The organism is Psychroserpens luteus (genome assembly GCF_015319355.1).
GTDB classification, from domain to species: domain Bacteria; phylum Bacteroidota; class Bacteroidia; order Flavobacteriales; family Flavobacteriaceae; genus Psychroserpens; species Psychroserpens luteus.
Window position 1 is genome coordinate 75,132 of sequence record NZ_JADILU010000008.1, and the last position, 23,132, is coordinate 98,263.

The window sequence follows — 23,132 nt, forward strand, 5'->3', positions numbered from 1 at the left end:
TTAATTCGGACTTTAACAACTGCAAAATGCAGATTTATGTTTAAAGAACCAAATCAAAACAGCCCTTTTCAAGCTACAATTTATAAAAAATTATGCGTTTTGAGCCTTAAAAGCTTTTAATTTTTCAATCAAAGCTGGTACAACCTCAAAGGCATCACCAACAACTCCATAGTCTGCAGCTTTAAAGAAAGGCGCTTCTGGATCTGTATTGATAACCACTTTTATTTTTGAAGAATTAATACCTGCTAAATGTTGAATAGCTCCTGAAATACCAATAGCAATGTATAAGTTTGCAGCTACAGGTTTTCCTGTTTGACCAACGTGTTCACTGTGAGGTCTCCATCCTAAATCTGATACTGGTTTAGAACATGCTGTTGCTGCTCCAAGTACTTCTGCTAGTTCTTCTATCATTCCCCAGTTTTCTGGACCTTTAAGTCCACGACCTGCAGAAACAACTATTTCAGCATCTGCAATAGTCACTTTATCTGTTGCTTTATCTACAGATTGTACTGTTACTCCTAGACTTGGTAATGTTGGCGAAAAGTCTTCCGAAGAAACAGATCCGCTAGATTCTACCAAACCAAATGCGTTTTTAGATACACCAACTATTTTGATGTCTGTATCTATAGTTGTCATATTAAAAGCCTTATTTGTAAACGCTGAACGTTTTACTGTAAAAGGAGATGTGCTAGAAGGTACTGCAACAACATTTGATGCGTAACCAGCTTCTAAACCAATGGCAAGAATTGGTGCTAAATATTTGCTATCTGCACTAGAGCTTACAACAACGACTTTTGCTTCTTCTTTTTTAGCTGCTTGAGCTATAGCGCTTGCATAAGCGTTGGCATTGAATTTGTCTAAATCACCATTACTAACATTTAATACTTTATCAACACCATAGTTTCCTAACTCTGATGTGTCTGCTGCATTAATAGTTATTGCTGTAACAGTTGTGCCCATTTGGTCTGCAACTGCTTTAGCGTAAGATGCAACTTCAAATGCTGTTTTTTTGAACTTTCCTTGTTCTGATTCTGTATATACTAAAACTGACATGTTTTTTCTTTTAAAGGGTTAATTAAATCGCTTTTGCTTCGTTGTGAAGTAAATTGATTAATTCATCAAGATTGTCTGCATCTACTAGAGTAACTGCACCTTTTGGAACTGGTTTTTCAAACTTAACTGAATTAGTTTCAGCAGTAGCATTGATAGGTTCAACAACAGATAATGGTTTTTTACGAGCCATCATAATTCCTCTCATGTTAGGAATACGAAGGTCACTTTCTTCAACCAATCCTTTTTGTCCGCCAATTACTAAAGGCAAGCTTGTTGCAACAGTTTCTTTACCACCATCAATTTCTCTAATTGCTGTAGCATTTGTACCATCAACTTCTAAGCTAATACAGTTAGTTACAAAGTTAGCATTTGTTAAAGCTGCTATCATTCCTGGAACCATTCCGCCATTGTAATCAATAGACTCACGTCCAGCAATTACTAAATCAAATCCACCATCACTAACAACATTTGCTAGTTCTTTAGCAACTTGAAAACCGTCTTTAGCTTCAGTATTTACTCTAATTGCAGCATCTGCTCCAATAGCTAAAGCTTTACGAAGTGTAGGTTCTGTTTCTGGTCCACCAACATTAACAACAGTGACTTGAGCACCTTGTTTTTCTTTAAACCACATAGCACGAGTTAAACCAAACTCGTCGTTTGGATTAATCACATATTGTACACCATTGGTGTCAAATTTTGTGTCGCCATCAGTGAAATTAATTTTTGAAGTCGTATCAGGTACGTGGCTAATACATACTAATATTTTCATATCGAATTATTTTGAGTGTATATTTATTATAATTTATCTGCTTTCTTAATAATTTTTGGAAGACGTTTTTCTAAGTCTTTCATCAATTTTTCTAATGCGCTTTCACACATTGGTAATATTTTTTTAGTTGACATTACTGGAATTCCACCAACCATTACTGTTGTCTTTTTTGAATTTGCGCCTTCATTTATAGCAAATACTTTTTTTCCTGACTTATCATATAGTGCTATTCTAGCATAAGCTCTCATCTTAACAGTTGCAGTACCGCCAATACCAAAGCCTTTGGTAAGTTCAAAATGAACTTCAACAAATAGAACACCATCTGCTTTGTCGCTAAACATGTTAGCAGTTGCTACTTCATTGGCTTGACCTAAAAAACCTTCGTGAATATATTTATAGCCATCATGAACAATGTAGCGTTTAAGCTCATCTTCATTCTTTTCATATTTTGGCGTGAATGCTATATACTCTTCATTTGTTGTAACTTCTGTTTCTGGAAGTAGTTCAAATGGGAATTTCTTAGAATACGTATTAAAGAATTCGTCATGAAATTGATCCATAATAGGTTTTAAATCAAAATCTGGATTGTCTCTTAGCTCTAATACACTTGCTAAAAGTTCTTCACCACCTAAACCTAGTTCACTAAAACCAATGATTTTATCTCCATAAAAACTTACTACTGCCACTTTTTTGTCTTGAGAAAATCCTTTAGTTATAAAGAATAAAGCAATACAGATTAAGAGTATATTTTTTTTCATTTAAAATTATCTTTTAGTTAGAATTTTAAGTTCACGAAGATAATTATAAAATTTCAAATTTTACTATGCGTGCATAATAAAATTTTATAAAATTTTGATTTTCCATCCTTTTATGAGTAATATGATAAGTTTTGAGGTCTTAAATCATTAAATATGTAAAATTAAGACCTATAAATTTTTCCGGAGAGGCTCATTTCGGAAGAAAATAATCTGAATTTATCAGACATATAGTATTTATTGTATTTGATTTCTGTTTTCGTACCTATATTTATGTGATAGTATTATCAATAATTATTACTTTTGCTATTCGTTTAAAAAAAGGAATACATGAAAACAATTCAATTTAGAGAAGCAATTTGCGAAGCCATGAGCGAAGAAATGCGCAGAGATGAAAGCGTTTATTTGATGGGTGAGGAAGTTGCAGAATACAATGGAGCTTATAAAGCTTCAAAAGGAATGTTAGACGAGTTTGGAGCAAAACGTGTCATTGATACACCAATTGCAGAGCTTGGTTTTGCTGGTATTGCGATTGGTTCTACAATGACAGGAAATCGTCCTATTGTTGAGTACATGACCTTCAACTTCTCTTTAGTTGGTATTGATCAAATTATAAATAATGCTGCGAAAATTAGACAAATGTCTGGTGGGCAGTTTAAATGTCCAATCGTTTTTCGTGGACCAACAGGTTCTGCAGGACAATTAGGAGCAACACACTCTCAGGCTTTTGAGAACTGGTTTGCAAATACACCTGGTTTAAAAGTGGTGATACCTTCAAACGTTTATGATGCGAAAGGTTTATTGAAATCTGCGATTAGAGACAACGATCCAGTAATTTTTATGGAGAGTGAGCAAATGTATGGTGATAAAGGTGAAGTGCCAGAAGGCGAATACACCATTCCATTAGGCGTTGCAGAAATTAAAAGAGAAGGTACAGATGTCACTATTGTTTCCTTCGGAAAAATTATAAAAGAAGCATACAAAGCAGCAGACGAATTAGAAAAAGAAGGGATCTCTTGTGAGATTATCGATTTAAGAACAGTACGTCCAATGGATCGTGATGCTATTTTGAAATCTGTAAAGAAAACGAATCGCTTAGTGATTTTAGAAGAAGCTTGGCCATTTGGAAACGTAGCAACAGAAATCACATATTTAGTGCAATCTGAGGCTTTTGATTATCTAGATGCTCCAATTATTAAAATTAATACAGCAGATACACCAGCACCTTATTCTCCAGTTTTATTAGCAGAGTGGTTACCAGACTACAAAGAAGTTATTAAAGCAGTAAATAAAGTGATGTACAAATAAATCGCAATTATTTGCGTTAAAATATTTAAACGAACTTCATTAGCGCGATTGTTGATGAAGTTTTTTTAGTTTTAAAAACTTAATCCAGTTAAAAACTGGCAACTGCAATTTGAGCCCCAAAAAAGTATACATTGCAAAGACCTATAATTATGAAAAAGAAGCTCCTCATTTTATTATTTTTCTTCGGAATATGCTTCGCATACGCGCAAACTAAAGTAAGTGGATATGTCTATGATGAATTTAATGAGCCTGTAGCTTTTGCTAACATTCTATTCAAAGGGTCTACAGAAGGTACTATTTCTAACGAAGATGGACGCTTTTATCTGGAGTCTGATAATACTTGGGAAACCTTAGTTGTCTCCTTTCTAGGTTATGAACGTCAAGAAGTTAAACTAGAAAACAAAGTTAATTACGATTTAAAATTTGTTCTAAAAGAAGAAGCTGGAGCATTAGATGCAGTACTTATAATCACAGGGAAACAATCTAAAAAAGCATCTGAAAATCCTGCAATTAGAATCCTAAAGAAAATTTGGGAACGCAAACGGAAAAACGGATTAAAACAATTCAAGCAATACGAGTACGATAAATACGAAAAAGTAGAATTTGATCTCAATACCATAGATAGTGCACTCATAAAAAGTAAGCTGTTTAAAGGGATGGAGTTTGTTTTTGAAGAGGTTGATACGTCTAATATTACTGGTAAAACATACTTGCCAATATTTATTAATGAGTCTGTTGCTAAAGTTTATGGCGACAATTTATTAAAAAAGGAAAAGGAAGATTTAAAAGGTAATAAAAACTCAGGCTTTAGTAATAATCAAATCATCATCGATTTTATTGATGACCTCTATGCAGATTTTGATATTTATGATAACTACCTAAAGTTTTTTGATAAGAGTTTTGTGAGTCCGTTGTCTAGAACAGGCGTTCAAACGTATAATTATGTATTGTCAGACAGTGCTTTTATAGATAATAAATGGTGCTACAATATTGTTTACTATCCAAGACGTAAAAATGAATTGACCTTTAAAGGTGATTTTTGGGTTAACGATTCTACCTACGCGATTAAAGATATCAATCTTCAAGCGTCAAAAAGTGCAAACATAAACTGGGTCAAAGAGATTTATATAGAACAAGAATTTGAAGTTTTAAATGATACACTCTTTTTGATTAAGCGTGATTATATGCTTTCAGATTTTGCTCTGAATAAAAAGGAAAAGTCTCGTGGTGTCTACGGAAAAAGAACAACTTTATACGATAATTACCAATTTGACAAACCTAAGGAGGAGAAATTTTACGATGAAGAAGTCTATAACTATAACGAAGACGCTTATAATCGCGATGATGATTTCTGGGAACAAAACCGAATGGAGTCCTTAAACAAAGACGAAAAAGGGGTTTACAAAATGTTAGACACGCTTAAAACCGTTAAAAAGTTTAAGCGACTCTATAATGTAGGAAGTATTCTAGCCTCAGGTTACATTGAAGTACCAAGTCTCAATTTAGACATTGGACCTGTTTTTTCTGTTTTTGGATATAATGAGGTAGAAGGTATGCGAATTCGTGGAGGTGGACGAACCTATTTTGGACCAAATGACCTTTGGAGAGTAGAAGGGTTTTTAGCTTATGGGTTTAGAGATGACAAATTTAAATATGGTATTTCTGGTAAGTGGCTTGTAGATAAAAAGCACCGACTTATAATCTCTGGTGGAAACAGACGAGATATCGAGCAAATAGGTGCAAATCTTACCGCATCTACAGATGTGTTAGGTAGAAGTTTAGCCTCATCTGCAGTGGTTGGAACAAGCACCAATGACAAACTAACCAATGTGAATCTTACTACGTTGGCTCTAGAAATAGAACCGAGTAAAAACTTTGTGATTAGAACTAGTGGAACTTATAGAACCTTAGAATCTGCATCACCAACTTTTAGTTTAGATTATAATGATCCAGGATCTCCTACTGGTATTTCTTCGGAAGTCAAACAGTTTGAGACTACTTTGTCCTTATCATACTTTCCTAAGCGAAAAATGACAGGTTTTGGTGTAGAGCGTCGTACAGCTAATGATGGTTTTGCTAGTTTGTTTGCACAAGTTACACGTGGAGATAAGAGTGTTTTTAATAGTGATTTTGATTATACTAAAGTTCAGTTTTCTTATATACAGCCTTGGCAAATTGGAGGCTTTGGACGTTTAACCACAACTGTTGAAGCAGGAAAAACATTTGGTGAAGTTCCTTTGGGATTATTAAATGTGGTGCCAGGAAATCAATCGTATTTTTCTATCTATAATACATTCCCACAATTAGATTTCTATGAGTTTGTAACAGATACCTACACGTCTTTGCATTTAGAACATAATTTTAATGGTCGCTTTTTCTCAAGAATTCCATTTCTTAAAAAATATAATCTAAGAGCCATTGTTGGTGTTAGAGGTGTTTGGGGAGATTTGTCTGCAGAGAATATTGCTCTCAATACCACAGGGAATCCAATAGAAACGCCTTTAGTAGCACCAACAAACGAAATGTATTACGAATATAGCGTTGGTGTTGGTAACATCTTTAAAATACTACGTATAGATTTTAACTTTAGAGGAAATTATTTAGACAATCCAGATGCGAGACCTTTTGGTGTGACTGGTAGTTTTGGGTTTAATTTTTAAGGAGGATTTTGTTAATTCTTTAAGTATTATGAGATATTACTCTTTAAAATTTATTGCTATTTGTTATATATGGATGTTGGCTGTAGTTATTTAGGCAAGATTGTTAATGAAATAATTTCACAGTCATCATTTTCATATTCAGAACTTGGCGTTCTAGCAATAACATAAAACTGAGATGTTCTAGAGACTAATTTATTCTCAATTATGAATTTAAATCTATTATTTTTTGAGTAATTTTAAAATCGGTAGTAATAACAAATATTTCGTATTCAATTTCTCTTCCTTTAGGATCGTTAGCTTCAACTATTAACTCATATTCATCACCAACTCTAATTACAGGTTTTTTTGGACTTGAACCTTTTTCCCATATTGTTCCAATGTTATCATTGATTTTAATAATCTCAATAAAATAATCGTCTTTCATTTTATTTTTATTGTGGTAAATAGTGATTAAATTTTTTAAATCCGAAGTGATTCCGTTTGCTAAGCTTTCTTGACTTGATGTGAGATTTCTTCCGTGAGCTATTGTGTTTCTGAAATTCTCAATCTCTGAAAAAATATTTCAAATCGTTTCTTATTTATTAATATGGGTAAAAACGATTCCCAGTTTTTAGAGATAATTGTTCTCAAATCATAGAAATCCGAGTAATAAATCAGTCTGTTTTCAAATGAAATTCCTCTATTTTTTTTAATTTCTATCTCTCGTTTCTCTTTCCATTTTGTTATTCTTTCATCAGAAACTTTATAATTCGAAGAATCTTTTGAACCAAGAATAGAAATAATTAATCTTCTCAATGTATTCTTATTCAATCATTTTTGAGTTTCATTTAATTACTGCTGACGTGTTCGTGTATAATTGTTGTGTTGGCAAGAACTAAGTTAGTAAAACAAAACGAACCAGAGAAAAATCCGTAGAAATTAGAAGTCAGCAAAAGGCGAATAATAAAGAACAGCATATCCAAAAGTTACAATACAGTACAAAAGAGTTCCCACGATATAGAAAAGCCATCTAAAATTAAATAGTTTTAATTTACTTTTAAAATAATAATCGTCTAAAATTTCAATTAAAATACCTGTTGAAAAAAGAATATTTGCAATAACTCCCCAAATAAATATTCCAATGATATCAAATATTATAAATTCAAACTCACCAGTTAAAAGTATGGCTAAAATACCAGATAGTCCAACAACGATGTTAAACCATAATCGTTTAGGTTCCCACCATTTTAGAATCTCGTTTGTTGTTTTTTCTATCATATATAACTAGTTTTTGTTTTTTATCTCAGCACGTCGCATTGGCATTCCGTCAATGAGGCTAAATAGTTTATCTGTAGTTAATACACTATTTTGTCTTAGTTTTTCTCCGCCATCCAAACCAACAAGTATAACTTCAAATGTTTTATCATTTGATTTCAAGTTGTTGTAAAGTTCAGGTCTTTTGATCCATTCATTTTCTTCGGAAATTCCTAATTTAAAATGAGTAGGTGTCATTTGATAAATAATAAGTTTTCTGTTTTGAAGGCCTTTTTGATTGTTTTGAAGTTTCTTTATTTGATTTTTAAATTCTTGGTCTTCGATATTCTCGGTTATAATAAGCAAGACTCTATTCTTCCATTGATGTTTTGATAAATCTTGCGCTTTCATGTATAAATTGAAAGTTAGAATTAAGATTATTGTGATAGATACGTTTCTTTTCATAATAATTAGGAAACTTTATAATGTACTAAGTTCGACTATTTTTTAAATAAACTCAACTAAAATAAATTGCCAAAATTCAAACAATACACTATCTTTGCATCCCGAAATTCAACTTGTTAAAAGCGTTTTGAATTTCGTAGTTAGATGAAATAAAATTAGGAATCCAATTTCCGTAGAAAAAAATAGAAGACATGTCAGAACCTGGTGAATTAACTTTTGATGTATTAATAGAAATCCCAAAAGGAAGCAGAAACAAATACGAATATGATTTTACATTACATAAGATTAGATTTGATCGTATGTTGTTTTCATCTATGATGTATCCTGGAGATTATGGATTTATTCCAGAAACTTTAGCTTTAGATAGTGATCCTTTAGATGTTTTGGTTTTAGGTCATCAACCAACTTACCCAATGGTTGTAATGGAAGTAAGACCAATTGGTGTGTTTCATATGACAGATGAAAAAGGACCAGATGAAAAAATTATTTGTGTACCAGTTTCAGATCCTATTTGGAGTAACAATAAGGATATAAGTGATTTGAATCCGCATAGATTAAAAGAGATTGAACATTTCTTTCAAGTATACAAAGATTTAGAAAAGAAAAAAGTTGATACAGGTGGTTGGGGAGATGCTGAAGAAGCTATAAAAATCTATCATGAATGTGTACTGCGTTATGATGAAAGTGAGCATAAAAAGAAACGCACGTTTACAATTTAAGAATCAAAGATTTTTTTAACAAAATTCTATTAAAAAAGCAATATCAAGTAATTGATATTGCTTTTTTGGTAAAATATGATTGATTTTACTACTTTTGCCCAGTTAAAAAACTAATCAATTTAAAAATAAAATATGGAGTCATTAATGATTTATATGCCAATTGCTTTGGCACTTATAGGATTAATTTACATGGTTATTAAGAAATCATGGGTTATGAAACAAGATGCTGGAGATGGTAAAATGAAAGAAATTTCAGATCATATCTACGAAGGAGCCTTAGCGTTCTTAAAAGCAGAATATCGTTTGTTAACATTCTTCGTTATAGGAGCAAGTCTTGTTTTAGCAGGTATTGCTTTTTACATGGATAGCACTTATTTAATTGTAGTTGCATTTATTATAGGAGCTGTTTTTTCTGCTTTTGCAGGAAATATGGGAATGAAAATAGCAACAAAAACTAATGTTAGAACAACACAAGCTGCAAAAACTAGTTTGCCAAATGCATTAAAAGTTTCTTTTGGTGGTGGTACTGTTATGGGACTTGGAGTTGCAGGTCTTGCTGTATTAGGTTTAACCCTTTTCTTTATTATATTCTTTCAATTGTTTATGGGAGGAGAATGGACTAATACTGCAGACATGACTATCGTTTTAGAAGCATTAGCTGGTTTCTCATTAGGAGCTGAGTCTATTGCATTATTTGCAAGAGTTGGTGGTGGTATTTATACTAAAGCTGCAGATGTTGGTGCTGATTTAGCAGGTAAAGTTCAAGCTGATATTCCTGAAGATGATCCAAGAAATCCAGCAACAATTGCTGATAATGTTGGTGATAATGTTGGTGATGTTGCAGGTATGGGAGCCGATTTATTTGGATCTTATGTAGCAACAGTTTTAGCTGCAATGGTATTAGGGAACTATGTCATAAAAGATATGGGTGGATCTATTGCTGATGCTTTTGGAGGTATTGGTCCAATCTTATTACCAATGTCAATTGCTGGTGTAGGAATTATCATTTCTCTTATAGGAACCTTCTTAGTTAAAATTTCATCTAACGATGCAAAAGAAGCTGATGTACAAAAAGCTTTAAACATTGGAAACTGGGCATCAATCGTAATGGTTGCTGCTGCATGTTTTGGATTAGTAACTTGGATGTTACCAGAAACAATGCAAATGAATTTCTACGGTGAAGGTCTTCAAGATATTTCTTCAATGCGTGTATTCTATGCATGTTTAGTTGGTTTAGTTGTAGGTGCTGGAATCTCTGCATTTACTGAATACTACACAGGATTAGGTTCTAAGCCAATTTTAAAAATTGTACAACAATCAAGTACTGGAGCAGGAACAAACATTATTGCTGGTTTAGCTACAGGTATGATTTCTACATTCTCTTCTGTATTATTATTTGCTGCTGCAATATGGACATCATATGCTTTAGCTGGATTTTATGGAGTTGCTTTAGCAGCTTCTGCTATGATGGCAACAACTGCTATGCAATTGGCGATTGATGCTTTTGGACCAATTGCTGATAATGCAGGTGGTATTGCTGAAATGAGTGAACAAGATCCAATCGTAAGAGAAAGAACAGATATTTTAGATGCTGTTGGTAATACAACTGCTGCAACTGGTAAAGGTTTTGCTATTGCATCTGCTGCATTAACATCATTAGCTTTATTTGCTGCTTATGTAACGTTTACAGGAATTGACGGAATTAACATCTTTAAAGCGCCAGTATTAGCTATGTTATTTGTTGGTGGTATGGTTCCAGTTGTATTCTCTGCATTAGCAATGAATGCTGTTGGTAAAGCTGCCATGGAAATGGTAAACGAAGTGGTAAGACAGTTTAGAGAAATTCCAGGAATTATGGAAGGAACTGGGAAACCAGAATATGATAAATGTGTTGATATTTCAACAAAAGCCTCTTTAAAAGAAATGATGCTACCTGGTTTATTGACTATCGGTTTTCCAATACTAGTTGTATTAATAGGTAAAATAGTATATCAAGAAAATAACATGCTAGTTGCAGAAATGTTAGGTGGTTATATGGCTGGTGTTACTGTATCTGGTGTGCTTTGGGCAATCTTTCAAAACAACGCTGGTGGTGCATGGGATAACGCTAAGAAGTCTTTTGAAGCTGGTGTAGAGATTAATGGAGTTATGACTTATAAAGGTTCTGAAGCGCATAAAGCAGCAGTAACTGGAGATACCGTTGGAGATCCATTTAAAGATACATCTGGACCATCAATGAACATCTTAATTAAATTAACATGTTTAATTGGATTGGTAATTGCTCCAATTTTAGGAGGTCATGGAGAGAAAACTGTATTAACCAATGCTGAAGTTGAGGTTGAAACAATTATTGGTGCTTCTAAAGATTTAGCGCAAGCAACAATTAGTTACACAATGGTTGAAAATGGAGTGGAAGTCACTAAAGAAGAAACATTCTCTGGCACTGAAGCTGAGGTTGACGCAAAATTAAAAGCATTCGAAAAGACAGAGTCTACTGTTGAAGGTGATGCTAAAAAAGTGATTAAAAAGATGGACGTTATTAAAGAGTAACACCATTTCACATATATTAAAAAAAGCCACGTTTATCGTGGCTTTTTTATGTTTAATAATCAGGTATTTTTACCTATTGTGAGTTGTTTTGAAGTCATTTATCTTTAGTAATGAAATGAGCCATACTTCACAAAATATTTTTCAAATACTTGAGACCGTTCAGTCCTTTCATATTGTGCAATGTCAAATGTACCATGAAAAAGTAGTTACAGATGTTGATGCAAATCCTATTCATAATTTACTCGATGATGCGATTGTTTTTAATCGCGTGAATCTATGTGATGCTACGCATAGAAAAAAACGTTTGGGTTGTGCGCATTCTGGGGTTAACCTTAATTTTGAGCGTGTTTTAGAGCAACTGGAAACAGCATTACCTCAATGCAAGAGTCAAATTTCAGAATTTAAAAATGAGTTTAAATTGGTGGTCACTGAGATTTACGCTTTAGATCACAAAGTTGGTAACCTGGAACACGATATAGCAGTTTGTCAGTTGAAATTTGATACCTACGGAAAAGATAAACTAGAACACTCATTACGTTTAATAAAAATAGAACATAAACAGCTTATGAATCAACTCTCAGAAATCAAATCTGATATTGAGCAACTTATAAAAGCCAAAGTTAATTACAGCAACATTTAAGATTTTAATTTTCTTGATTTTAGTATCTTGAACATCTAATTCAATAGGTTAGTGTTTAAAAAAGACCCTTTACAAATTATTACGTTTCAAAGTTATGGTACAGATACCCATTTTTACATGCGTGGACGTGCTCTAGAGGATAAAACAATCAACCTAGAACAGAAAGGTTTGTTTGGTTTATTAATCAATTCCTGGAAGCGTTTTGAAAGTGATGAAATCAAACATGCTGAGCTTAAACTTACGTTGCCAAACGGAACCATTTTAAAAACAGTTACAGACGATCATGGTTATTTTAAAGTTGATGAGCAATTAGAAGGTTTATGTGATTTAGCAAATGATGAAGGGTGGCTTAGTTTTGAGATGGCTTATGATGATGTTAATATAAAACGAAGCATTCAAAATTCTAATCGATTTTCAGGAGAATTATTAATTCCTTGTGTTGCCTCTCAATTTGGAGTTATTAGTGATATTGATGATACTATTATTCATACAGGAGTTGTGTCAACACTCAAATGGAAAGTCTTAATCAATAGCATTTTTAAAAGTGCTACTAGTAGAATTCCGTTAGAAGGTGCAGCAGATTTTTACCATAAATTACATAGAGGAGGATCTGGAGAGAATGCCAACCCGATTTTTTATGTGAGCCATAGTCCTTGGAATTTATACAGATATCTCGAGTTTTTTTTAAAACAGAATACGTTCCCTAAAGGACCAATTCTACTCAGAAGTTTTGCAGATATATTTAAAAAGAAAACAAGTGATCGACCACGGAAACATATAGAAATCGTTAATATTTTAAAAACTTATCCTAAGCTTAAGTTTATATTAATAGGTGATAGTGGAGAACATGATGCAGATATTTATATAGATATCGCAAATGAATTCCCTAAACAGGTTGCAGCCATCTATTTACGAAGTGTAAAGCATAAAAAGAAAATGCTTAGAGTTTCCTCTCTGTTTAAGCATTATAAGCAAATACCTGTATTATTGGTAGAAAGTAGCGATGAGGCTATTGAGCATGCAAGAGAGCATGGGTTTGTTAAGTAATTATGGGATATTTAGCCGACATATATGTAATTAAGAAATCAAGGTCAAGAAAAATTGGAATTGATTTTTTGAATACCTTTCTACCTAATCGACAAGAAAGTGCTGATGAATATTTTATACCTCAATACTCAGAAAATCCAATTCATAAATTTGATAATGTAAGTAAACTAATGATATTCTTAGAATCAAATCGTGAATACGCACAAAATATCTATTGGGAAAGCACAGTGGATGAAAATCTAAATAAACATGCAATGATTTTTTACACAAAAGATGGCTGCATGATTTTTGGAATATCACAAAACGCAGAGACAAATAGAGAACTCAACACCAAAACCATAGATACGTGCTTGTTAAAAATGAAAGAATTCTTAAAAACAAATATTGGGTATATTGATTATGAAAATCCGCCAGCAAATACTTATAAGAAATTTGTTGAGTTAGTAGAGGATTTGAAATAAAATGACACAATTGCCTTTTACAAGTATGCTAAAACAATCCATTAATTTGAGCATCAATCTTATTGATGATATCACCTAGATCTTCAGGATTTGCAACGAAATCTAAATCGTCAACATCAATAATCAACAAATTACCTTTATCATATTTGCTAATCCAAGCTTCGTAACGTTCATTCAATCTGCTTAAATAATCGATACTAATGGTGTTTTCATAATCACGACCACGCTTGTGAATTTGTGCTACCAAATTTTGAATTGAGCTACGTAAATAAATCAATAAATCTGGACCTTCAACAAAAGATTCCATAAGGTCAAAAAGAGAACGGTAATTTTCAAAATCACGATTGGTCATTAATCCCATGGCATGAAGGTTGGGTGCAAAAATGTGTGCATCTTCATATATGGTTCTATCTTGAATGATATCTTTTCCACTTTCACGAATTTGTGATACCTGACGAAACCTACTATTTAAAAAATAAACCTGTAAATTAAAACTCCAACGTTCCATTTGATTGTAAAAATCATCTAAATATGGATTGTCAACCACATCTTCTAATTGTGGTTCCCATTTGTAGTGTTTAGCTAGTAATTTAGTAAGTGTAGTTTTACCTGCACCAATATTTCCTGCGACTGCAACGTGCATATTTAATTGATTTTTAGTTGGTATTTATGGAGTATTTTCGAATCGTAAATATACAAGGTTTCATTGGTTAGTAAAAACTGATTTATTAACAATTTGGGCATTGTGATTGTACTAATAGTTTCGGCTTTTTTCGATTTGTAAAAAAGACCAGTTTCTGTTTTTAAAATGATGTTTTCATTATCTACAGCAAATGATGTGTAGCCTTTGTTTGGTAGTTTAGAGATTAAACTTCCGAAGTAAGTATATTGATACAGGTACTTTTCAGTAAGCATCCAACAATAATTATAATCACTCGATAATTGCAAAACATTAGATTGAACAGGTACCGTTGTAGCTCTTAATTTATCGGTTTTGTAATCGTAAAGTTCTAATTGCTGTAAATCTTGATTGAAAATCCAAAGCGTATTATCATAACCCGTTGAGATGTGTGATACGTTTTTATAAGGCTGTTTGGTATTGAAATCAACTTTGTAAATTTCGGCTAAACGATTGTCAAGAATTATAATTGTATTAAAATCCTGGTAAAACACATTTATTTTTAATGGATTAAAAGCATTAACTGTAGTTGGGAATCCCAGTTGCACATTACTGTAATTAATGGCAGGTTTGTCTGTGGGTTTTTTATACAGAATATTGCCAATAGTGTAATAAATCGTTTCAAAATTATCTACTCCTATAATTTGATCTGCTTTTATGGCTGTAGAATTTATCGCAGTCAAGTCAATTTGAGATTGAGCAGCAGCCATTGAAGAGAAAATTAAGAAAATATATCTAAATAGAGCCATAGGTGTTTTACAGAACTGAAAAGTACAAAAATTGAACCACTATTTAGATAACTATAATTGTGATTATAGATTGTGTATGGTTTTGGTTTAGAATACTAGTTTGTATCCAAATCCACGAACATTGATGATTTGAATGCTGTCATCTTTCTTCAGTTTCTTTCTCAGTTTGGTAATAAATACATCCATACTTCGTGCAGTGAAAAAATCATCTATTCCCCAAAGTTTGTTGAGTATAAGCGAGCGATCTAAGACTTTGTTTTTGTTTTGAACCAGGTGAAATAATAAGTGTGATTCTCGATGTGTGAGTTGTTGTTCAATGCCATCAAAATGTAGTATTTGCTTTGGGAAATCAAAGGAATAATTTCCAATTTTTAAAATTTCCGAAGATTTTTGAATCTGTGTACGGTTGAGTAAATTATTTATTCTAACAATAAGCTCTTCCATACTAAATGGCTTTTTTAAATAGTCATTACCACCAATATTAAAACCTTCTACCACATCCTTAGTTTGTGATTTTGCAGTTAGAAAAATGATAGGAATTGCATCATCAATAGCTCTAATTTCTTTAGCCAATGTGAAACCATCTTTTTTAGGCATCATCACATCAAGCACTAATATTTGTGGAGATTCTTTGTGATACACATCCATTGCAATGTTTCCATTCTCACAAAGCAATACATTAAAATCTCTAGTTTCTAAACTTTCTTTAATGATTTGCCCTAATGCTGGCTCGTCTTCTGCAAGTAAAATGGTGGTTTTAGACATTTGGCAGTTGGATTTTAAAAGTTGTGAGTTGTTTTTTGAGATCTAGTTGTATTGAGCCATTATGTTTTTCTATGATTTTCTTAGCATAATATAATCCAATCCCAAAACCTTTGACGTCATGTGTATTTCCTTTTGGTACGCGATAAAATTTCTCGAAAATACGATCTATATCTGCTCTTGTTAACGATTTTCCGTTGTCTGAAATAGAGATATCTATTTGATTATCATTCCGTTTTACATCAATATGAATGTCATTCCCTCCATATTTACACGCATTATCAATAATATTATTAATAGCATTTTCAAAGTGAAAAATATCCACATGAGTATAAATACCATCTGCAATTGTATAGGAAATAGATTTAGTGCTGTCTTGAAATTTATGTTTCTCTGCAATTGTTGTAATCACTTCAGAAATATTATAAGTATCAAAATTGAGCTCTAAATTATCACTGTTTAAGGTTGCAGTTTCTAGTAATTTCTCAACCATCGTATTTAGTTTTGATAATTGAGAACGCGACATATCTAAATAGGTCATCCTTTTTTCCTCATCATCAATCATATTAAAATTTTGAAGACTCTCTAACGCAACACCAATAGTTGCAATAGGTGTTTTAAACTCGTGTGTAATATTACTGATGAGGTCATTTTTGACTTCAGCTAGTTGCTTTTGTCTCTTTATAATTTGCAAGAGATAAAAGAGACAGCTAATTACCGCTAAAACTAAAAATGTAGAAATAACAATTCCCCAAATTATACGCTTAAAAACGTCGTTTGAGATATTATTAAATAAAATACTCAATTCACTTTTTTTAGGGAGTAACGCTGATTTGGAAGACGTGCTTAAAAATGATTTCAACTTTACAGAGTCTATAAACTCTATGTCTTTTTCTACCGAATTGTAATAATCAATATCAGTTGAAGGGTCTTTGTATTTAATAGTATAATTGATGCCAATGTCTTTTCGGCGGAGTTCAGATTGTAATAAGGTATCAATTCCTCTTAGAGATAATGAATCTGTAGTCATAGAAATAATAATCTTTGAGGTAAAGGTTTTAAGGTCCTCTTCAGAAAACTTTGAATCATTATTTTTAGAGTATTTAGATAAAGAATCTATATGAATATGATTAATCACAGTTGATGATGAATCTTTAAATTCAATAATACTTTTAAGTTGCATTTGGTTAATGATAGAATCTGCTTTAGGTCCTTTTACTATAGCGACTCCTTCTAATAGATTGGGATTAATAGAATCAATACCATTAAATCCATTAATGTTAGATTCATTAATAGAACTTAGAACACTATCAAACCTACCATCTTTAATAAAATCGGTTTGACTCATCCCTTTAAGACTAAAACCAATGGTGCTGTTTTCAGCCAAATTAGCATAATAATCATCAACAGCTTTATCTAGGCTTGTTTGCACATCATTGATGAGTTGCTGTTTGCTGGACAAATAATTCTTGTAGTTCCAATAGGCTTGAATCCCAATTGTAGATAGTATTACAATGACAATTATATATAGTATATATCTGTGTTTTGAATCATTCATATTTCAAAAGTAAATGTTAAAACCATTAAAAACTAATCGGTTAACACACGTTAACACTGGTTAACTATAATCTACTCAAGTCCCAATTACATTTGTAGTGTATTAATCGAACTAATCTTGAATTATTATTTTAAACCGAAAAATATTGCTTTTGTATTCTAATGAGTTTATTTTTTCTTAGCATAGTATCACTACGGTTATAAAAAATAAACTCATTAGAGTGCAAAACGGATGTTTTGCAGGTAGAATAAAAAGTTAAGAGGAGTTCATAAAAAATCAAATATCATGACACGAGCATTTTCAAAATTTTATCACTTAAAGAGGTTATTAATGGCGAACTGCATGTGTCGAATAAAAAATAATAAAAAGAAACACATGAAAACAGTATTTACAATTTTAGGACTATTAGTAGCAACAGTTAACTTTAGTCAGGCACAAAATTTAGAAGCAAACGTTACCACTCAAGACACTAAGATAATAAATTTGAGTGTTTCTGTAACAGTGGATTCCGCAGAAGAAGTCGAATCTACATTTAATATGAAAGACATTAAGAAAATATTAAATGAAGTTGAAGGTAATGAAGATCTCTCATTTGAAATTACTTGTAATGGAGAAGAGATTTCAAATGGAGTTACTAGCAAAGTTTCTTATCGCGTAACAGGAAATTCAAGTGACACAAAAGGGTTTATTAAAAGCATAAAGAAAATTAGAAAAGCAGCCATTAAATATTACGATAATAAAAAGTGAATATTAATAAATCAAAAATTAGAAAGATGAATACAATCGTAAAATTAATTATCATATCTACACTTTTTCTCTTCGGAAAAATGAACGCTCAAGAGTTTAAAGGCGAAGCAACCTATAAATCTAAACGACAAATAGACGTTAAGTTAGATAGCACACAGATGGATACAGGAATGCAACAGCAGGTGATGGAAATGTTGAAAAAGCAATTTGAAAAAACGCACATTCTTACATTTAATAAAGAAGAGTCTGTATATATAGAAGAAGAATCACTTAGTGCTCCAAATCCGCAAGGCATGGAAATGGTAATGATTGGCACTGGAGGATCAGACATTTTATATAAAAACATAAAAGAAAAACGCAAAACCAACCAAACCGAGACTTTTAGTAAGCTTTTTTTAGTCAAAGATGATTTGAAAGCACATGAATGGACATTAGAGTCAGACACAAAAAATATTGGAGAGTATACTTGTTTTAAGGCCACTATGACCAGAGAAATTGAAGAGGTACAAAGTGGTATTAGTTTTAATGGAGATAATGATTTAAGCGAAGATGAGAATGCTGAACCTAAAATGAAGACCATTACAATTACTGCTTGGTACACGCCTCAAATTCCTGTGAGTTTTGGTCCAGCAGGATATCATGGACTTCCAGGCTTAATTCTAGAGACTAATGATGGTAGCCAAACGATTATTTGTAGTAAGATTATTATTAATCCTAAAAAGTCTAAAGAAATCCTAGAGCCCACAAAAGGAAAAGAAGTCACTCAAAAAGAATTTGATGATATTTTAGAAAAGAAGCTGAAAGAAATGGAAGAACGCTACAGCCCTAATGGAAGAGGTGATGGAGAAAGCATTGAGATAAGAATTGGAGGCTAGTTTAATTTCTTAAGAAAATTTTAACTTTTCATGATTTAACTAATCTTAACTTTTAAAGTCTAATTGGAATGTAAGGGTTTAACTTTACCTCTTTTATAAAGACTTTAAATAATATGAAACGATTTATTATCACATTTAGCACTGCACTTTTATTATTAGTTAGTGTTTCAATTTCTGCTCAAGATTTTCAAGGGCAAGCTATTTATCAAACTAAAACAACTATGGATATGAGTGGTTTTGGAGGAGATCAAATGAGTGAGCAACGAAAAAAACAAATTGCAGATCGCATGAAAAGTATGTTAGAGAAAACTTACGTACTTAATTTTAATAGAAGCGAATCTACATATACAGAAGAAGAAAAGTTAGAAGCTCCAGGTGCTGGTGGTGGAGGTCGTTTTGGCGGAATGATGAGCAGCTTCACTGGTGGAGCACAATATAAAAATATAAAAGAATCTTTGATTTTACAGGAACAAGAATTCTTCGGAAAACAATTTCTCGTAAAAGATTCTCTACCAAAATTAGAATGGAAATTAGGAAGTGAAACCAAACAAATTGGACAATATACCTGCTTTAAAGCAACAACGACAAAGCCTGTTGATGAAATGGACTTTATGAGTATGCGTAGAAGAGGTCGAGATGATGAAAAGAAAGAAGGTGAGGAAAAAGCAGATACTACTAAGAAAGAATCAAATGATGTTTTTGAGGATATCGAAGTTCCAAAATTTGTCATTGTTACCGCTTGGTACACGCCACAAATACCTGTGAGTACAGGTCCAGGTGAATATCAAGGACTTCCAGGATTAATTTTAGAAGTAACAGCAGATAAAACAGTGATGTTATGTACTAAGATTGTAATGAATCCTCAAAACAAAGAATCAATAGACAGACCAGAAAAAGGAGAAGAAGTAACTCGCGATGAATACAATCAAATCATGAAAGACAAGATCGCAGAGATGAGAGAGATGTATGGTGGTCGAGGCGGACGTGGAGGAGGCGGACGAAGAAATTAATCAACTAATTAACTAATATTCCCACACTTCCGAAGATAATAAGGAAGTAAAAACCAACCAAATGAAAAATATTTTTATTGTTTTAATGCTTTTAATAGCAGGAATTTCTAGTGCCCAAGTTACCGTAAAAGGTGTCGTAAAAGACAGTATTGGCGACACTTTAGAATTAGCAAATATTATTGCTATCAACAAAGAAACAAAAGCCATGGCATCTTATGCTATTACCAATGATAAAGGGGTTTTTAAGCTTGATCTAGATAAAAATACAGTCTACACTGTTCAGGTTAGTTATATTGGGATGAAAACAGTTTCAGAAACGATTACTACCAAAGAAGAAGATCTTACCAAAAATTATACACTTCAAAATGACAATGCACTTGCTGCAGTCGAGCTTACTTATGAAATGCCAGTAACCATCAAAGGTGATACTTTAGTTTATAACGCAGATTCATTTAAAGATGGTAGCGAAAGAAAACTTGAAGACGTCTTAAAAAAATTACCAGGTGTTGAGATTAATGCTGACGGACAAATAGAAGTCGAGGGAAAAGTTGTAACAAAGCTTATGGTAAATGGAAAAGATTTTTTTGATGGTGATTCAAAATTAGCTACAAAAAATATTCCTTCTAATGCTGTAGATAAAATTCAAGTGTTACGAAATTATTCTGAAGTTGGTCAATTGAGTGGTGTCAGTAATAATCAAGATAATGTTGCTATTAATATCAAACTAAAAGAAGGAAAAGAGAATTTTTGGTTTGGAGATATTACAGCAGGAACAGGAGTTGCAGACAACGACGGACTCTACCTCGTACAACCTAAATTATTTTATTACAGTCCAAAATATAGTATCAACCTTATTGGTGATATGAATAATATTGGAGAAGTTGCATTGACAAATCGTGATATTAGAAATTTTGGAGGTGGATTTAGATCGCCATCTAGAAGTAGTGGTACTAATATTAATTTAGGAAATAATGGTCTTAGTGGATTGACCAATGTTAGCAATGCTCAAAAAGTAGAAACAAAATTAGGAGCTGCTAACTTTAGTTATGCACCACAAAAAAATCTAGATCTTAGTGGGTTTTTTATATACAATAGCAGTAGATTAAGAACTAGAGAAGAGAGTTATGTACGTTACACAGATGCAGAATTAGGTATTCCAGATGAAGAAACGGTACAAATAGGAAAAGAAGCATCAAACCAAGCATTAGCTAAATTGAGCGCTACTTACAAACCAAATTCTAATAACCAATTAGATTATGATCTATTAGGTCGTTTATCAAATGATACAGAAGTTCAAGATTTGTTTTCTTCAGTAGTAGGTAGTACAAATCAAGTTGATAAAGTGAAACCTTTTAGTATCAATCAAAACTTAAGTTATTACTACACTTTAGATGATAAAAATATTTTTGCTTTAGAAGCGCAACATCTTATTAAAGATGAAGATCCATTTTATAATGCTTTATTAGTAAATGACCCAACGAGTGACGATGATGCATTTGACAATACAGCAGAAGGTTTAGGTTTAGATCAAAATCAATTTGGTTATAACCTTAATCAAAATAGACGTATTAAATCCAATCAATTAGATGCCAAAGTAGATTATTACCACATTTTAAATAATAAGAGTAATATCAACCTAACATTAGGAACCATATTAAGTAAACAAGAATTTAATTCTAATATATTTCAGTTTTTAGACGATGGGACATTTTTTGACCCAATAGCTACTTTAGAAGATGGTGAAGGCAACGTGTTAATAAATCAAAACGATACAGACTACAATTTTAGCGATGTCTATTTAGGATTTCACTATAGATTAAAAACTGGAAAATTCACAATTACACCTGGTTTCTCTTTACATTCCTACGGAAATAAGAATACTCAATTTAATGAAACGTATAAAGACAATTTCTTTAGAGTTTTACCAGATTTTGAAACACGTATTCAGTTTAAAAAGAGTGAAAGTTTGACTTTTAATTATAACATGAGCAACTCATTTACAGATGTAACGAGTTTGGCAGAAGGCTTGGTTTTAAATAACTATAATAACATAGGTTATGGAAATTCAGAACTTCAAAATTCATTATCACATAATGTGAGTCTAAATTATTTTAGTTTTAATCTATTTAATTATACAAATGTTTTTGCGCGTGCTTCTTATTCTAAGAATATTGATCAAATTAGAAGTCAAACAGAATTTGATAACGTTATTAGAACGAGTACGTATTTCAATTCTAATTTTGCAGATGAATCTGCTAGTGTATTTGGTCGTGTGCAACGTACTTTTAAAAAGATTCGTGCAGGCTTAAATGTTAATTTTTCATATAGTAAGAGCAATCAATTTATACAAGATGTCAGATCTGTCAATGAAAGTTTTAGACAAAGTTATACACCAGAAATTCGTACTAATTTTAAAACAGCTCCTAATGTAAGATTGAGATATGCTTACACAGTTACTGAAAATAATCAAGGCGCAAGTTCTACAACATTTAAAGTTAATGCACCATCTGTAGAGTTTGATGCGTACATATTAAAAGCATTTACGTTTAGAACAGATTATACTTATACAAACCAAGATGATGGTTTAAGACCAGCAGAGTCATTCCAAACTTGGGATGCGAGTTTAGCTTATAGAAAAGATAAAGATGCAAAATGGGAATTTGAAGTCAAGGCATCTAACTTATTAGATATAGATTCTAATATTAGTAATGGGTCTAGTAATATCTCAGTTTATAGTTCAGAAACTTTTATTCAACCACGTTTCGTAACCTTTAGAGTGATTTATACATTGTAAAATATTTTGGGCGTTACTATTTACTCATACCTACAAGGTTTTCAAAACCTTGTAGGTATGAGTAAATAGTCAGGCTATTCGCTATATCTTTTTGAGAAAAACAAAAAGGATGTCGCTACAAACCTTTAGGTTCACGAACTCGATACAAAAGAATAATAATTCGTGAGTAATCCTTAACGCAAAAGAAAAAGCCTTCTCATTATTTGAGAAGGCTTTTTCTTTTTACAGATAATCAGTTGTTTAGATGTTAATGTTATAATAAAAATATTTTACTGTTTAATTTTTAATTAAATTTGTT

The 23,132-nt window shown here is 32.1% G+C and carries 21 protein-coding genes; 11 read left to right on the plus strand and 10 right to left on the minus strand.

Annotated elements, in window-relative coordinates:
* Positions 1-90: 90 nt before the first annotated feature.
* From IM744_RS17540 to IM744_RS17550, 3 genes are read right to left on the minus strand one after another with little or no spacing between them, the layout of a single operon-like run.
* Positions 91-1,053 (minus strand): electron transfer flavoprotein subunit alpha/FixB family protein, encoded by a 963-nt coding sequence (locus IM744_RS17540; protein ID WP_194509477.1) that lies wholly within the window; start codon positions 1,051-1,053, stop codon positions 91-93.
* A 22-nt stretch (positions 1,054-1,075) separates the two neighbouring features.
* On the minus strand, positions 1,076-1,822 hold the full coding sequence (locus tag IM744_RS17545) for an electron transfer flavoprotein subunit beta/FixA family protein (RefSeq protein WP_194509478.1): 747 nt from the start codon (positions 1,820-1,822) through the stop codon (positions 1,076-1,078).
* 26 nt (positions 1,823-1,848) lie between these two features.
* Positions 1,849-2,580: a hypothetical protein gene (locus IM744_RS17550; RefSeq protein ID WP_194509479.1), complete on the minus strand. Its 732-nt coding sequence runs from the start codon at positions 2,578-2,580 to the stop codon at positions 1,849-1,851.
* A 327-nt stretch (positions 2,581-2,907) separates the two neighbouring features.
* Between IM744_RS17550 and IM744_RS17555 the strand changes: the two genes are divergently transcribed.
* Together IM744_RS17555 and IM744_RS17560 are read left to right on the plus strand one after the other, a co-directional pair.
* Positions 2,908-3,885, plus strand: coding sequence for a pyruvate dehydrogenase complex E1 component subunit beta (locus tag IM744_RS17555; RefSeq protein ID WP_194509480.1), 978 nt, complete (start codon positions 2,908-2,910; stop codon positions 3,883-3,885).
* Between the two features lie 149 nt (positions 3,886-4,034).
* Entirely contained in the window at positions 4,035-6,545 is a 2,511-nt protein-coding gene (locus IM744_RS17560; RefSeq protein WP_194509481.1) for a DUF5686 and carboxypeptidase-like regulatory domain-containing protein, read from the plus strand.
* 202 nt (positions 6,546-6,747) lie between these two features.
* On the opposite strand, the gene IM744_RS17565 is transcribed toward IM744_RS17560, so the two are convergent.
* From IM744_RS17565 to IM744_RS17575, 3 genes are all read right to left on the minus strand, one after another.
* A complete protein-coding gene (locus IM744_RS17565) occupies positions 6,748-6,969 on the minus strand; it encodes a hypothetical protein (protein WP_194509482.1) in 222 nt (73 codons plus the stop codon).
* A 494-nt stretch (positions 6,970-7,463) separates the two neighbouring features.
* Complete coding sequence (locus IM744_RS17570; RefSeq protein WP_194509483.1) at positions 7,464-7,802, minus strand: hypothetical protein; 339 nt, start codon at positions 7,800-7,802, stop codon at positions 7,464-7,466.
* A gap of 6 nt (positions 7,803-7,808) precedes the next feature.
* Entirely contained in the window at positions 7,809-8,243 is a 435-nt protein-coding gene (locus IM744_RS17575) for a DUF4174 domain-containing protein (protein ID WP_194509484.1), read from the minus strand.
* Between the two features lie 191 nt (positions 8,244-8,434).
* Here IM744_RS17575 and IM744_RS17580 point away from each other — a divergent pair, with 191 nt between their 5' ends.
* The 5 genes from IM744_RS17580 (at position 8,435) to IM744_RS17600 (ending at position 13,660) form a co-directional block, all read left to right on the plus strand.
* Positions 8,435-8,962 carry an inorganic diphosphatase gene (locus IM744_RS17580; protein WP_194509485.1) on the plus strand — a complete coding sequence of 176 codons (528 nt, stop codon included), beginning with the start codon at positions 8,435-8,437 and terminating at the stop codon, positions 8,960-8,962.
* Positions 8,963-9,094: 132 nt separating this feature from the next.
* The gene (locus tag IM744_RS17585) at positions 9,095-11,512 is read left to right on the plus strand and encodes a sodium-translocating pyrophosphatase (RefSeq protein ID WP_194509486.1); all 2,418 of its coding nucleotides are present in this window, start codon (positions 9,095-9,097) and stop codon (positions 11,510-11,512) included.
* 187 nt (positions 11,513-11,699) lie between these two features.
* Positions 11,700-12,152, plus strand: a complete 453-nt coding sequence (locus IM744_RS17590) for a hypothetical protein (protein ID WP_194509487.1) — start codon at positions 11,700-11,702, stop codon at positions 12,150-12,152.
* 51 nt (positions 12,153-12,203) lie between these two features.
* A complete protein-coding gene (locus IM744_RS17595; RefSeq protein ID WP_317175401.1) occupies positions 12,204-13,199 on the plus strand; it encodes an App1 family protein in 996 nt (331 codons plus the stop codon).
* 2 nt (positions 13,200-13,201) lie between these two features.
* Positions 13,202-13,660: a hypothetical protein gene (locus IM744_RS17600; protein WP_194509488.1), complete on the plus strand. Its 459-nt coding sequence runs from the start codon at positions 13,202-13,204 to the stop codon at positions 13,658-13,660.
* Between the two features lie 28 nt (positions 13,661-13,688).
* Here IM744_RS17600 and IM744_RS17605 read toward each other — a convergent pair whose 3' ends face one another.
* From IM744_RS17605 to IM744_RS17620, 4 genes are all read right to left on the minus strand, one after another.
* Entirely contained in the window at positions 13,689-14,303 is a 615-nt protein-coding gene (locus tag IM744_RS17605) for a deoxynucleoside kinase (protein WP_194509489.1), read from the minus strand.
* Positions 14,304-14,305: 2 nt separating this feature from the next.
* Positions 14,306-15,088 carry a hypothetical protein gene (locus IM744_RS17610; protein ID WP_194509490.1) on the minus strand — a complete coding sequence of 261 codons (783 nt, stop codon included), beginning with the start codon at positions 15,086-15,088 and terminating at the stop codon, positions 14,306-14,308.
* Between the two features lie 87 nt (positions 15,089-15,175).
* Positions 15,176-15,853, minus strand: a complete 678-nt coding sequence (locus IM744_RS17615) for a response regulator transcription factor (protein WP_194509491.1) — start codon at positions 15,851-15,853, stop codon at positions 15,176-15,178.
* Positions 15,846-17,408 carry a sensor histidine kinase gene (locus IM744_RS17620; RefSeq protein ID WP_194509492.1) on the minus strand — a complete coding sequence of 521 codons (1,563 nt, stop codon included), beginning with the start codon at positions 17,406-17,408 and terminating at the stop codon, positions 15,846-15,848. The genes IM744_RS17615 and IM744_RS17620 overlap by 8 nt, the downstream gene beginning before the upstream one ends.
* 375 nt (positions 17,409-17,783) lie before the next feature.
* On the opposite strand from IM744_RS17620, the gene IM744_RS17625 reads away from it, so the two are divergent.
* The 4 genes from IM744_RS17625 to IM744_RS17640 all read left to right on the plus strand — a co-directional run bounded on the left by IM744_RS17625 (position 17,784) and on the right by IM744_RS17640 (position 22,834).
* On the plus strand, positions 17,784-18,155 hold the full coding sequence (locus tag IM744_RS17625; RefSeq protein ID WP_194509493.1) for a hypothetical protein: 372 nt from the start codon (positions 17,784-17,786) through the stop codon (positions 18,153-18,155).
* 26 nt (positions 18,156-18,181) lie between these two features.
* Positions 18,182-19,030, plus strand: a complete 849-nt coding sequence (locus tag IM744_RS17630; RefSeq protein ID WP_194509494.1) for a GLPGLI family protein — start codon at positions 18,182-18,184, stop codon at positions 19,028-19,030.
* Positions 19,031-19,143: 113 nt separating this feature from the next.
* Entirely contained in the window at positions 19,144-20,040 is an 897-nt protein-coding gene (locus tag IM744_RS17635; RefSeq protein ID WP_194509495.1) for a GLPGLI family protein, read from the plus strand.
* Between the two features lie 61 nt (positions 20,041-20,101).
* The gene (locus IM744_RS17640; RefSeq protein ID WP_194509496.1) at positions 20,102-22,834 is read left to right on the plus strand and encodes a TonB-dependent receptor; all 2,733 of its coding nucleotides are present in this window, start codon (positions 20,102-20,104) and stop codon (positions 22,832-22,834) included.
* Positions 22,835-23,132: the final 298 nt, after the last annotated feature.

Excerpts from the sequence above, each read along its gene's own strand:
- IM744_RS17540 (WP_194509477.1), bottom strand. The coding sequence starts at position 1,053 with ATGTCAGTTTTAGTATATACAGAATCAGAACAAGGAAAGTTCAAAAAA.
- IM744_RS17545 (WP_194509478.1), bottom strand. The coding sequence starts at position 1,822 with ATGAAAATATTAGTATGTATTAGCCACGTACCTGATACGACTTCAAAA.
- IM744_RS17550 (WP_194509479.1), bottom strand. The coding sequence starts at position 2,580 with ATGAAAAAAAATATACTCTTAATCTGTATTGCTTTATTCTTTATAACT.
- IM744_RS17555 (WP_194509480.1), top strand. The coding sequence starts at position 2,908 with ATGAAAACAATTCAATTTAGAGAAGCAATTTGCGAAGCCATGAGCGAA.
- IM744_RS17560 (WP_194509481.1), top strand. The coding sequence starts at position 4,035 with ATGAAAAAGAAGCTCCTCATTTTATTATTTTTCTTCGGAATATGCTTC.
- IM744_RS17565 (WP_194509482.1), bottom strand. The coding sequence starts at position 6,969 with ATGAAAGACGATTATTTTATTGAGATTATTAAAATCAATGATAACATT.
- IM744_RS17570 (WP_194509483.1), bottom strand. The coding sequence starts at position 7,802 with ATGATAGAAAAAACAACAAACGAGATTCTAAAATGGTGGGAACCTAAA.
- IM744_RS17575 (WP_194509484.1), bottom strand. The coding sequence starts at position 8,243 with ATGAAAAGAAACGTATCTATCACAATAATCTTAATTCTAACTTTCAAT.
- IM744_RS17580 (WP_194509485.1), top strand. The coding sequence starts at position 8,435 with ATGTCAGAACCTGGTGAATTAACTTTTGATGTATTAATAGAAATCCCA.
- IM744_RS17585 (WP_194509486.1), top strand. The coding sequence starts at position 9,095 with ATGGAGTCATTAATGATTTATATGCCAATTGCTTTGGCACTTATAGGA.
- IM744_RS17590 (WP_194509487.1), top strand. The coding sequence starts at position 11,700 with ATGTACCATGAAAAAGTAGTTACAGATGTTGATGCAAATCCTATTCAT.
- IM744_RS17600 (WP_194509488.1), top strand. The coding sequence starts at position 13,202 with ATGGGATATTTAGCCGACATATATGTAATTAAGAAATCAAGGTCAAGA.
- IM744_RS17605 (WP_194509489.1), bottom strand. The coding sequence starts at position 14,303 with ATGCACGTTGCAGTCGCAGGAAATATTGGTGCAGGTAAAACTACACTT.
- IM744_RS17610 (WP_194509490.1), bottom strand. The coding sequence starts at position 15,088 with ATGGCTCTATTTAGATATATTTTCTTAATTTTCTCTTCAATGGCTGCT.
- IM744_RS17615 (WP_194509491.1), bottom strand. The coding sequence starts at position 15,853 with ATGTCTAAAACCACCATTTTACTTGCAGAAGACGAGCCAGCATTAGGG.
- IM744_RS17620 (WP_194509492.1), bottom strand. The coding sequence starts at position 17,408 with ATGAATGATTCAAAACACAGATATATACTATATATAATTGTCATTGTA.
- IM744_RS17625 (WP_194509493.1), top strand. The coding sequence starts at position 17,784 with ATGAAAACAGTATTTACAATTTTAGGACTATTAGTAGCAACAGTTAAC.
- IM744_RS17630 (WP_194509494.1), top strand. The coding sequence starts at position 18,182 with ATGAATACAATCGTAAAATTAATTATCATATCTACACTTTTTCTCTTC.
- IM744_RS17635 (WP_194509495.1), top strand. The coding sequence starts at position 19,144 with ATGAAACGATTTATTATCACATTTAGCACTGCACTTTTATTATTAGTT.
- IM744_RS17640 (WP_194509496.1), top strand. The coding sequence starts at position 20,102 with ATGAAAAATATTTTTATTGTTTTAATGCTTTTAATAGCAGGAATTTCT.